Genomic DNA, 12,325 nt, shown 5'->3' with positions numbered 1-12,325 from the left:
CTGTCGTAACTGCAAATACCCCGCATATGCCTAGATAAAGTTATTGTACTATTTCCACTGAAAAATTGCAACTCCAATCAAAGCAATCCCCATGCCGATTACCTTTCTCCACTCAAGTGGTTCTTTCTCTACCCCGAACAATCCCAACAATTCAATAATATACGCAACGATTAACTGAGAGATTACGATCAACAACGTTGCTTTTGCCGGGCCCAGCTGTTCCATGCTCTTGATTACTGTCCATGTAATTCCGGCCCCGATCACACCGCCTAAAAGTACATATTTGGGTTCTACCTTTGCGAGCGTCATTACATTATCCCTGCCCGAGATCAACCATGCCACAAAGCATAATGCAAAAGCACTCAATTGTACCCATCCGTTACTGACCCACATTCCTGTCGTCTTCGTCACCTGTGTATTAAACACGCCTTGTACACTCATTAAAGCCCCTGACAAAAGAGCAATTAAAAAACCAATCATCCGATCTACCTCCTACATTCCTGTAAATAGTATATCCAACGATTGATTTTTTATGTCTACAGCACTTTCTTCAATTTCTCTATCATTTCATCCACATGTTCTTTTTCAATAATCAGTGGCGGAACAAAACGAATTACATCCGCTCCTGCACCGATTACAAGAAGACCTTCCTGCAAAGCAGCATTCGCAATCTCTCCGGTCGGTTTTGTAACCTGAATTCCCTGCATCAGACCTTTGCCCTTTCTTGCTGTCACGCAGTCAGATTCCTGTACCAGAATATCCAACTGTTCTGACAGATATGCTCCAATCTCCTGCACATGGGATACAAGATTCTCCCGTTCAAAGATCTCTACCGTCTTACTGACAGCTGTACATGCCAGTGGATTACCTCCGTATGTTGTGCCATGATCCCCCGGTTCAAGAGAATATTGTGCTACTTCCTCTGTCATAGCAAATGCACCGACAGGAATTCCGCTTCCGATTGCTTTTGCCATGGACATAATATCTGGCTTAATGCCATAAGACTGCCATGCGAACATCGAACCAGTCCGTCCCATGCCACACTGTACTTCATCGCAGATCATCAAAATTCCTTCTTCATCACAGAGCTTACGGATCCCTTTCATGAACTCTTCCGAAGCCACATTGATACCGCCTTCACCTTGTAACGGCTCAAGAATAATTGCACAGGTCTTATCTGTCACAAGCGCTTTCACACTTTCAAGATTATTGTATTCTGCAAATGATACACCAGGAACCAATGGTTCAAACGGCTCTCTGTAAGCATCATGTCCAGTAACAGATACTGCGCCAAAGCTTCTTCCATGAAAAGACTCTTTCATCGCAATGAATTCATAACGCCCTGTTTTTCTCTTATAGGCATATTTTCTTGCAGCTTTTAATGTTCCTTCGACAGCCTCTCCTCCACTATTGGTGAAAAAAATACGATCCATACCTGTTACTCGTTTTAGATCTTCTGCTGCCTTCCCACATGTCGTATGATAATAAAGATTCGATGTATGAAACAATTGATCTATCTGTGCTTTCAGTGCATCATTCAATTCCTGATTGCCATATCCAAGGGAAGATACTGCATATCCTGCAGCAAAATCCAAATATTTTTTCCCCTCGGTATCATACAGATAGACGCCTTCTCCTTTTTCTAACACAATTGGAAACTGATTATAAGTATGGACCAGTCCATTTTGTGTTGCTTCAATATATTTATTCATATGCTTATTCTCCATAGTAAAATCTTCGATCGCTGTCATTAATAATTGCTGTACCAATACCTTTATTCGTGAATATTTCCAGAAGCAGACAGTGTGGAATCCGTCCATCCAATATATGTACTCTGGACACTCCATGTTCAATTGCATCAATACAATTGTGAAGTTTCGGAAGCATACCGCCTCCCACATATCCGTCATTCATAAGCTTATGTGCTTCGGATACCGTCAATTCTGAGATTAAAGTTGACGGATCTTTTGGATCTTTGTATACACCCTCAATATCCGTCAGAAATGCAAGCTTTTCCGCCCGCATTGCTCTGGCTATCGCACATGCCGCATCATCTGCATTAATATTATAAGTATTGTAATCATCATCCAGGCCGACTGGACATACGATTGGCAGGAAATCCTTCTCCAGCAGATCATACAGAATCGGCGCATTGACTTCTTTTACTTCACCCACAAATCCGATATCTTCTCCTTCTGAATACTTTTTATTCACCGATAAGAGCTTTCCATCTTTTCCACTGATTCCGATTGCTCTGACTCCCAGACTCTCTACCAACTGCACCAGGCTTTTATTTACCTTACCTAATACCATCTCTGCAAGTTCCATAGTTGCCTCATCCGTCACACGAAGTCCATTGACAAATTCTGGCTTCATACCGACCTTGCTGACCCATCTGCTGATCTCTTTTCCTCCTCCATGCACGATAATCGGCTTAAATCCTACCAGTTTCAGAAGAGTCACATCCTGAATCACCTGTGCCTTTAATGCTTCATCTACCATGGCGCTTCCGCCATACTTTACTACGATAATCCTTCGGTTGAACCGTTGAATATACGGAAGTGCTTCTATGAGTACTTCTGCCTTTTCCAGATACTTCTGCATATCTTTGTTCATCTCATCTACTTCCTTTCTATATTGCTGTATCGCCATGATTGCAGCATTATGTTCTTCTGTCATTATATAGCATCACAATTAGCTTCTGTAATCTGCGTTAATCTCAATATATCCATGGGTCAGATCACATCCCCATGCCGTTGCAGAGGCATCACCCATCTTGACATCTGCAATTGCAGTTACTTCAGCTTCTGACAGTATCTTCGTTGCTTCCTCCTCACTGTAATCTACCGCCGTTCCATTTTCAATAATCTGGATCTTGCCGGCCTTGCTCTCAAAGAACAGATCCACTTTTTCCGGATCAAACTGTGCTCCAGAATACCCCATTGCACAAAGGATTCTTCCCCAGTTCGCATCATGTCCTGCAATTGCTGTCTTTGTAAGGTTTGAACAAACGATTGATTTTGCCAGCGTCTTTGCCTGCTCCACACTCTCACAGCCAACGGTTTTTACCTCAAATAAAGCAGTAGCTCCCTCTCCGTCTCCAGCAATCTTTTTGGCCAGATATTCATTGATGGTATGCAGTGCCTCTGCAAAGTTCTTGTAGTCATCACTTCCATATATAATCTCCGGATTCTCAGCCAGTCCATTTGCCAGCAAGATAACGGTATCGTTTGTAGAAGTATCTCCATCTACAGAAATCATATTATAGGTATCGTCCACATCTTCACTCAATGCTTTCTGAAGAGTCTCTTTGGAAATCACTGCATCTGTTGTGATAAATGCAAGCATCGTGCACATATTCGGATGAATCATACCAGATCCTTTTGCCATCCCTCCGATAGTCACCGTCTTTCCTCCGACTTCAATCGTTACTGCCAGCTCTTTTTCACAGGTATCTGTGGTCATAATTGCTTTTGCTGCTTCGGTTCCATTTTCCAAAGTGTCATTCTTCTTTCCTGCCAGAGCATCGATACCAGCCACCAGACGATTGATCGGCATCTGCTTTCCAATGACTCCGGTAGAACCGATCAGGACACCATCTTCCGAGATATTCAGTGCTTTTGCTGCTGCCACTGCCGTATCCTTACAGTATCCAAAGCCTTCCGCACCCGTACAGGCATTGGCAATTCCTGAATTCACGATAACAGCCTGTACTTTTGCGCCACTTTTTACTACCTGCTGGTCCCATTTGACCGGTGCTGCTTTTACAACATTTGTCGTAAATGTTCCTGCAGCCACACATGGTACCTGACTATAGATCATTGCCATATCCGTTCTGTCCTTATACTTGATTCCTGCTGCTGTACTTGCTGCTTCATATCCTTTTGCTGCGGTTACTCCGCCTTTGATCTGTTTCATATTCATCTCTTCCTCTCTTGCTATATTTTTCTTACTGAATAAATGCTGTAATGTTCTCTTCGTTCAAAGTAAAATCATAATAATTCAAGTCCAATCTCTTTGTCCAGCCGATTTCGTTCCAAAATGCATTTCCAATATCATTTTTTGTAAATGCAATCAGAGAAACTTTGTTAATCTTTTCTTTTTTTAATGCCTCCATTGCAAATACGACCATGGACTTCCCGATTCCCCGCATACGATATTCTTCATCCACACACACGTGATACAGACAGCCTCGTCGTCCGTCATGCCCACAAAGGATCGCCCCAACGATTTTACCCTCTTCTTCTGCCACCACACTGGTCGTCGGATTGCGTTGTAAGAAACGTTCGATTCCTTCTCGTGAATCATCGACACTTCGAAGACCAAAGCCATGAATCTTCGTCCAAAGTGCATATACCTGATTGTAATCATCGATTGACATAACTCTTACCATATGTATCTCCCATCTGATTTCATTTTGATATGATTGTTCCATGCCAGAAATGTCTATGGGAACATTGGAACTAGTTCCAGACCTTCACTTTCCGGCAATCCGAACATGAGATTCATATTTTGTACTGCCTGGCCGGCTGCTCCTTTTACCAGGTTATCGATTGCTCCCATCATAATGATACGGTTCGTTCTCGGGTCTATCTTAAAATTAATATCTACATAATTGCTTCCCTCCACCCATTTGGTCTCAGGACAGACATCCTTTTCCAGAACACGGATGAACTTCTCATCTTTATAATATTTATCATAAATTGCTTTTACTTCTTCATAAGAAACTTCTTTTTTCAAAGTTGCATATTCTGTAGCAAGAATTCCTCGGTTCATCGGAACCAGATGCGGAGTAAAGTTGATAACGACTTCTTCTCCTGATGCGTATCCCAACTGTTCCTCGATCTCTGGTGTATGTCTGTGAGAGGCAACTCCGTAAGCCTTCATATTCTCATTGACTTCACAGAACAGATTCGGCACCTTAGCCCCTCTTCCTGCTCCCGATGTGCCCGACTTTGCATCCACGATCAATGTATTCATATCAATGATACCTTCTTTTGCCAGCGGATAAGCCGTCAGAATCGAACAGGTTGTGTAACATCCAGGATTTGCAACCAGCCTTGCCTTCTTCACAGCCTCGCGGTTAATCTCACACAGCCCATACACCGCCTCTTCAATAAACTGAGGACTCTTATGTTCAATACCATACCACTTCTCATAAGTTGCCACATCCTTAATACGGAAATCTGCACTCAAGTCTACAATCTTCGTCTTGGAAAGAATCTCCTCATTAATTACAGAAGCACAGAATCCCTGCGGCGTCGCAGTAAAAATCACATCCGCCTGCTCGGCCAACTCTTCCATATTATCATCCAGACACTTCGCATCCACAATCTGAAACATATTCTGGTACACATCCGCATACTTCTTATCTATGTAACTTCTGGAACCATACCACACAATCTTCGCATCCTTATGCCCCATGAGCAATCGAACCAGTTCACCGCCAGCATATCCAGTTGCTCCAATAATTCCAACTTTAATCATATATATTACATCCTTCCCGATTGAATTTTTATAAATTGCACACTTGACAATATTAAACCAATTTACGCAGGTTGTCTAGGTCGGGGACGGGGGTTTTTTCAATTTCCTCCGTCCCAAATTAAATTTGCCGTGTCCCAAATTGTAAGTGCTTGCATAAGTATACATCTAAAATGTATATTATGCAAGCACTTTTCGGGGGTTTTCTTTATAACAATCTTTAGGAACGTATCTGACCATTTCCAAATATGATGTATTTTGTCGTTGTTAATGCCTCCAGTCCCATTGGTCCTCTTGCATGTAATTTCTGTGTGCTGATGCCTATTTCTGCTCCGAATCCGAACTCATAACCATCGGTAAATCTGGTCGACGCGTTGACATATACTGCCGCTGCATCTATTTCATTCTGAAACTTTAAAGCATGATCATAATCTTTGGTTATAATTGATTCGGAATGTCCGGTATTGTAACGATTGATATGCGTGATTGCTTCTTCTATAGAAGAAACTGTTTTTATCGATATCATAGCATCCAGGTATTCGCTTCCCCAGTCTTCTTCAACAGCAGGGACTATTCCGCTTTGAATTTTGCATGCTTTTTCATCGCCTCTTACTTCAACCTGCTTTTGTTTTAGCCTGCTAAAAATTGCAGGAATTGCTTCCTCTGCTATATCCTCATGTATCACCAATGATTCACATGCATTGCAGACTCCCATCCGCTGAGTCTTTGCATTATCGATAACCTCAACCGCCATATCGATATCTGCATATTCATCTACATATATATGACAATTTCCAGTTCCGGTTTCTATTACAGGCACCGTGCTGTTCTGCACAACATTTGAGATTAATCCCTTCCCACCTCTTGGAATCAATACATCGATAAACTCCTTCAGTTTCATCATCTCCTGTACAATTGACCGATCTGTTTTTTCTATCATGAGAACTGCATCTTCGGGAAGATGCTCTTTCCTGAGTCCATCTTTTATTACTTTTACGATTGCTTGATTCGAGTAAAATGCATCCGAGCCACCTCTTAATATCGCTACATTTCCAGTCTTAAAACACAGGCCAAATGCATCTGCCGTTACATTTGGTCTGGATTCATAGATAATTCCAATCACTCCCAGAGGGACTCTTCTTTTTCCAATCTGCAGGCCATTTGGTCTTACTTTCATGGAGATAATCTCGCCAATCGGATCATCTAATTCTGCAACCTGTTCCAGTCCTTCTGCCATTCCATTAATCCGCTGTGAAGTAAGGAGTAATCTATCAATTAACGATGGTTTCATACCTTCGTCTCTTGCCTTAGCCACGTCTATTGCATTTGCCTGTAAAATATAGGGTGTCTGAAGCCGAAGTTCTCTGGCCACAGACCGCAATCCTTCATTTTTTTCTATCTGCCCCAAAAACTGTACTGTTTTGGATACTTCTTTTGCTCTTTTACCAATTACCTGCATATAACTCATTTGTAACTCCTCCCTTGCATGTCTGACTATGTTTCTGAATATCCTTTTTGCAAATATGCTCTTTTTTTCTCCGCTTTGCCTTCCTGCGAAATTCCTCTCTGGCCGGTGCGTACTCATTTTCCCCGATATATTCTTTATCCTCAGATAAGAACAATGTTCCTATCTTTTTTCCAGCCATAATATCGTTAATTGTATAAATATTATGTCCATCCGCAATCACCATGTCAGCACCTGCACAGGTTGCAATCTTCGCTGCCTCTATCTTTGTCGCCATACCTCCCGTCCCCAGCTCTGTTCCTGCGCCTTTCCCCATTGCTTCAAGCTCTTCATCAATATGACCTACTGTATGGACAAAACGCGCTTTCGGATTTTTCTTAGGATCGTCCGTATATAGCCCCTCTATATCCGACATCAGTATCAGAAGATCTGCCTTCACCAATGCCGCAACATAAGCCGCCATCGTATCATTATCCCCGAAATTACCATGGTTTTCCTCCGCAACTGAGATCGCATCATTCTCATTAACAATCGGCACCACTTTCATTGCCGCCAACCGGTCAAATGTATTCCTGGCATTTCGGGCACATTCCTGATCTGTAATCGATTCTTTTGTCAAAAGAATCTGAGCAGTAATCTGACTGTATTCCGCAAATAATTTCTCATACATCATCATCAACCTCCCCTGCCCAACTGCCGCACAGGCCTGCCTGACAGGTTTTTCTTTCGGGCGTTTTGAAAAACCCAAAACATTTCTTCCGATTCCAACTGCCCCTGATGATACGACAATTACTTCTTTCCCTTTATTTCTAAGATTGATTAGTATTCTCACAAACTTCTTTAGTTTTTCCAGATTAATATTTCCCGTCTCCGGATACGTAATCGTCGAAGTCCCAAACCTTTATTACAATTTTTTTCTTACTTTTCAATTCCTGTCTATAGTCCATGTCTTCTCCTCCACCATCAGTTACTGGTCTCTTTTCGAATCTTTTGCCGGCAGTTCCATCTGGATTCACAGCAACAAAAAAACAGAAGCATATGTTACACTTCTGTTTCTTAATTATAAATTACAAAAATCTATAAAGACCCTTCCAAGTACAACCTATCCTATCTCATGTCACTATTGAATTTTATGCCAAATATACCCCAAAGGGATTGGGGTTACACGGCACAAAAACAACACTGTCATAAGATGGCAGAGTAGAGTTCACGTTATAAATGATGTTATCTAAGTTTTTAATGTATAAGCTTTTCATTATAACCGCTCCTTGTTGTGTCATAACTATTAATCATTTCTCATTTTTTCTAATTATTTTACACTCTCAAATCAATTTGTCAAATTTTATTTATACTTTACCATATTTATTTTAACCAATATTTATAAATATTATCTGCGCCCTTGCATAATTGCATATATTATACATTATTTTTGCATAATATTACACTCTTCAATCTTTTTATAAATTATTCTTGCATATTTATGTAAAATGGTGTATAGTAATCCTTGCGATTAAGAATGCAGAATTTACTTGCGTGTAAAAATATATGTTATTTTAGGAGGATATCTATCATGAAAGAGAAAGTTGTATTAGCCTATTCTGGTGGACTTGACACCACAGCGGTTATTCCATGGTTAAAGGAAACTTTTGGTTACGAGGTTATCTGCTGCTGTATCAACTGCGGACAGGGAGAAGAATTAGAGGGGCTGGATGAGAGAGCAAAATTATCCGGTGCTTCCAAATTATATATTGAAGATATTGTAGACGATTTCTGCGACAACTATATTGTCCCATGTGTACAGGCACATGCAGTATATGAAAACAAATATCTGTTAGGAACTGCCATGGCACGTCCGGCAATTACAAAACGCCTGGTTGAGATTGCAAGAAAAGAAGGTGCTGTCGCTATCTGTCACGGTGCAACCGGAAAAGGAAATGATCAGATTCGTTTTGAACTTGGTATCCGTGCACTCGCTCCGGACATCAAGATCATTGCTCCATGGAGAATGACAGATCTCTGGACTATGCAGTCTCGTGAAGATGAAATTGCATATTGTAAAGCGCACGGTATCGATCTTCCATTTGATGCAAGTCACAGTTACAGCCGCGATCGTAACTTATGGCATATCAGTCATGAAGGTCTGGAACTGGAAGATCCTTCAAAGGAACCAAATTATGAGCATTTACTGGTTCTCAGCGTAACACCAGAAAAAGCACCAGATGAAGGTGAATATGTAACGATGACATTTGAAAAAGGTGTGCCAAAGAGCATTAATGGCGTAGAGATGAAAGTCTCCGACATCATCCGCAAGTTAAATGAACTTGGCGGCAAGCACGGAATTGGCATCTGCGATATCGTAGAGAACCGTGTTGTCGGAATGAAATCTCGTGGCGTATATGAAACTCCTGGTGGAACCATCCTGTATGAAGCTCATCAGCAATTGGAAGAACTGGTATTAGACCGTGCTACATATGAAGTAAAAGAAGAGATGGGTAACAAATTGTCTCAGGTTATCTACGAAGGAAAATGGTTCACACCACTGCGTGAAGCAATTCAGGCATTCATTGAAAGCACACAGGAATATGTAACTGGTGAAGTGAAATTCAAACTCTACAAAGGAAATATCATTAAAGCCGGAACAACTTCTCCATACTCACTGTACAACGAATCTCTGGCAAGCTTTACAACCGGTGATTTATACGATCATCACGATGCCAGCGGATTCATCAACCTGTTCGGACTTCCATTAAAAGTTCGCGCAATGAAAATGCAAGAATTAGATAAAAATAATCAAAAATAGTAATTTGGGACGGGGGTTTTTTCATTTTCCTCCGTCCCAAATTAAATTTACCCTGTCCCTAATTATATTCTTCGAAGTACTCTTTCGACATTTTCTCCCCAGATCTTATCTAACTGTCGTTCTGTTAATCCGGCTTTTTTTAACGCATCCCACAATCGTTCCATTTGAGAAGCATCTGCAATCTCCTGGACTTCCATACCGTCGAATCCGTCAAAATCCGTACCTATTGCTGGAAATGAGCTTCCTCCTACTCGAATCATATGTAAGATATGTGCGGTCATTTCATTAATTCTGGACTCTTTGGGATTGCCCAGAAATGGTCCGTAAAAATTCAATCCGGCTACGCCACCGCAATTAGCCAGTTCCCGAATCATTTCATCCGTCAGATTTCTTGGATGATTACAGAGTTCTCGACAATTGGAATGGGAAGCCACGACCGGTCCTTTTGCATGCTCCATAACATCCCGAAATGTTCCGTCTGATGCATGGGATACATCTATAATCATTCCCAGTTCTCCCATTCGTTCTACAACTTCTCTTCCAAAATACGTCAGCCCCTGCCACATGCAAGTTACGTCCTTACTATTGGGATGTCCAATACAATTATTATAATTCCATAAAATCGTTATCAGGCGGATCCCTTCCTTGTAAAGTTTTTCCAGACGTTCCATCTTCCCTTCTAGAATTCCTCCTTCTTCCACAGTAAGGACAGCGGATATTTTATTTTTTTCCACATTCTGTCTAAGTTCCGCATAAGATCTGGCAAATGCAATCTCATCCGAATACTCCTCCAACTGCCTCTTCAGATAAGAGATCATTTCCAGTACATGTTCATACGCTTTTTCATAGCCTCCTATATTTTTATAGTCATCAAAATGTGTAAAGCAGGCAAAAAATTGTGCTTTTGTTCCGGCCTGTTTCATAAAAGGAATGTTAACACTGCAATGATTATCCATCAAATCACCGGTCTGATCGAGATCTATGAGTTTCCATAAAGTATCACAATGCATATCAATAAGTTTCATATCTACTGTCTCCTTCTCATACCTTCATATTACAAGTATACTCTTATTTGCCCCGAAATGAATCCCATTCTGAAAGGAAATTATCTTATGAAACCAATTATTGGAGTCGTTTCTTGTGGATACACGAATAACCGCCAGTTTGTCACCCAGACCTATCTTCAAGCCATCCAGGATGCAGGCGGTATTCCTGTCATCCTCCCTTGCACACAGGCAGAAGAATCTTATTCTTATTACGTGAGAATGTGTGATGGTTTCTTATTCTGCGGAGGTGACGATGTCACGCCCCTTCTTTTTGGAGAGGAATTATTGACAACGCAAGGCAGAACAGACACACAGACAGATCTTTTCCATCTGTCTTTGATGAAATATGTATTATCGTCCCACCTTCCCATCCTTGCTATCTGTCGTGGAATGCAGATTCTGAATATTGCACTTGGCGGAACCATTTTTCAGGATCTGTCTCTGCGCCCGATTTCTTCTCTGAATCACATGCAGCTATCGGAGAACCGAGAAGATACCAGCCATAAGATTACCATTTCATCAAATAGCATACTATATAATATTCTTGGTACTTCTGCTTCTGTTAATAGTTTTCATCATCAGAGCATCCATGTTCTTGGCACAAATCTTAAAATTACAGCCATCGCTTCCGATGGTGTTATAGAAGCTATTGAATCTGTTACTTCTTCTTTCATTATTGGTGTTCAATGGCATCCAGAATGTATGTATCATTCTTTCCAGCCCATGCAGAAATTATTTCTTACATTTGTGGAAAAAGCAAAAAATGCAAAAGATATTCCGTATATTTCCGCTCATCACAGGACACAATAATCAGGAAACCATAGGGAAAAAGGAGGAAACAGATATGGCTGAAATATCAGTACTCGATTTACAGAACCTGCGCCACCTGATCGGCGGATACGACACAAGTCACTGCAAAATGCAGGATTATGCTTCTCAGGCAAAAGACCCTGAAGTAAAAAAACTTTTTCAGGATGCTGCCGATTCTGCCATGAAAAATAAGCAGGACTTGATGAAATTCTTATAGGAGGTAATAAGAGATGTTAGATGAAAAGACAATGGTGAGTGACGCTTTGGCTGGCGTCAACGGCGAGCTTGTCCGCTATGGAGAAATGATTTCCCAGACAGAAAACCAAGAATTAAAGCAATGCCTGAAACAGATCCGCAATCAGTGTGAAATGTCACAGGAAAAGCTCTATCAGGTAGCAAGAGAAAAAAGTTATTATGTCCCTGCTCAAAAAGCTTCACAGCAGGAAATCAATCATGTCAAATCAGTATTGACCGGACTTTCCATGAAATAGCAAAAATAAAAAGTCTTACCCTAAACAAGGCGCTGTCAGAAAACAGAGAGGATATCCCTGACTGACAGCGCCTTGTTTATGAAATAATCCCAGGATGTTTATGAGCCTGTGAAAAAAACTCTGTAAATTAAACACTATAAAGGTCTTCTATGATAAAATATATTAAATCATAGGAGGCCTTTTATTATGGCAAACAGAAAAAAAGAAGTTTACAAACCAAAACCGATGA

General features: G+C 41.0%; 12 protein-coding genes and 1 pseudogene. 4 read left to right on the top strand and 9 right to left on the bottom strand.

From position 1 onward, the window contains the following. Window positions 1-48: 48 nt before the first annotated feature. From JQM81_RS09420 to proB, 8 genes and pseudogenes are all read right to left on the bottom strand, one after another. Window positions 49-480, bottom strand: a complete 432-nt coding sequence (locus JQM81_RS09420; RefSeq protein ID WP_235233259.1) for a DMT family transporter — start codon at window positions 478-480, stop codon at window positions 49-51. 56 nt (window positions 481-536) lie between these two features. Beyond that, complete coding sequence (locus JQM81_RS09415) at window positions 537-1,712, bottom strand: aspartate aminotransferase family protein (protein WP_235233258.1); 1,176 nt, start codon at window positions 1,710-1,712, stop codon at window positions 537-539. Window positions 1,713-1,716: 4 nt separating this feature from the next. Beyond that, window positions 1,717-2,616, bottom strand: coding sequence for an acetylglutamate kinase (gene argB, locus JQM81_RS09410; protein WP_235233299.1), 900 nt, complete (start codon window positions 2,614-2,616; stop codon window positions 1,717-1,719). Between the two features lie 78 nt (window positions 2,617-2,694). Next, a complete protein-coding gene (gene argJ / locus JQM81_RS09405; RefSeq protein ID WP_235233257.1) occupies window positions 2,695-3,918 on the bottom strand; it encodes a bifunctional glutamate N-acetyltransferase/amino-acid acetyltransferase ArgJ in 1,224 nt (407 codons plus the stop codon). A 31-nt stretch (window positions 3,919-3,949) separates the two neighbouring features. Continuing rightward, window positions 3,950-4,393 (bottom strand): GNAT family N-acetyltransferase, encoded by a 444-nt coding sequence (locus JQM81_RS09400; RefSeq protein ID WP_235233256.1) that lies wholly within the window; start codon window positions 4,391-4,393, stop codon window positions 3,950-3,952. A 53-nt stretch (window positions 4,394-4,446) separates the two neighbouring features. After that, window positions 4,447-5,487, bottom strand: coding sequence for an N-acetyl-gamma-glutamyl-phosphate reductase (gene argC / locus JQM81_RS09395; RefSeq protein WP_235233255.1), 1,041 nt, complete (start codon window positions 5,485-5,487; stop codon window positions 4,447-4,449). A 217-nt stretch (window positions 5,488-5,704) separates the two neighbouring features. After that, window positions 5,705-6,952, bottom strand: a complete 1,248-nt coding sequence (locus JQM81_RS09390; RefSeq protein WP_235233254.1) for a glutamate-5-semialdehyde dehydrogenase — start codon at window positions 6,950-6,952, stop codon at window positions 5,705-5,707. After that, window positions 6,927-7,896 (bottom strand): annotated as a pseudogene (gene proB, locus JQM81_RS09385) (glutamate 5-kinase). The gene JQM81_RS09390 and the pseudogene proB overlap by 26 nt, the downstream one beginning before the upstream one ends. A gap of 623 nt (window positions 7,897-8,519) precedes the next feature. Here proB and JQM81_RS09380 point away from each other — a divergent pair. Then, window positions 8,520-9,749: an argininosuccinate synthase gene (locus JQM81_RS09380; protein WP_235233253.1), complete on the top strand. Its 1,230-nt coding sequence runs from the start codon at window positions 8,520-8,522 to the stop codon at window positions 9,747-9,749. Between the two features lie 62 nt (window positions 9,750-9,811). On the opposite strand, the gene JQM81_RS09375 is transcribed toward JQM81_RS09380, so the two are convergent. Beyond that, a complete protein-coding gene (locus tag JQM81_RS09375) occupies window positions 9,812-10,774 on the bottom strand; it encodes a dipeptidase (protein WP_235233252.1) in 963 nt (320 codons plus the stop codon). An 87-nt stretch (window positions 10,775-10,861) separates the two neighbouring features. Between JQM81_RS09375 and JQM81_RS09370 the strand changes: the two genes are divergently transcribed. The 3 genes from JQM81_RS09370 to JQM81_RS09360 are packed head-to-tail and all read left to right on the top strand — an operon-like array spanning window position 10,862 to window position 12,096. After that, complete coding sequence (locus tag JQM81_RS09370; RefSeq protein ID WP_235233251.1) at window positions 10,862-11,605, top strand: gamma-glutamyl-gamma-aminobutyrate hydrolase family protein; 744 nt, start codon at window positions 10,862-10,864, stop codon at window positions 11,603-11,605. 34 nt (window positions 11,606-11,639) lie between these two features. Further along, the gene (locus JQM81_RS09365; RefSeq protein ID WP_235233250.1) at window positions 11,640-11,822 is read left to right on the top strand and encodes a hypothetical protein; all 183 of its coding nucleotides are present in this window, start codon (window positions 11,640-11,642) and stop codon (window positions 11,820-11,822) included. A gap of 13 nt (window positions 11,823-11,835) precedes the next feature. Continuing rightward, window positions 11,836-12,096 carry a spore coat protein gene (locus JQM81_RS09360; protein ID WP_235233249.1) on the top strand — a complete coding sequence of 87 codons (261 nt, stop codon included), beginning with the start codon at window positions 11,836-11,838 and terminating at the stop codon, window positions 12,094-12,096. Window positions 12,097-12,325 lie beyond the last annotated feature (229 nt).

The sequence above is a fragment of the Faecalicatena contorta genome (assembly GCF_021531895.1).
GTDB lineage: Bacteria > Bacillota > Clostridia > Lachnospirales > Lachnospiraceae > JAFBIX01.
Note: the sequence above shows the minus strand (reverse complement) of the source record. Positions and strands in the feature narration are given on the sequence as shown.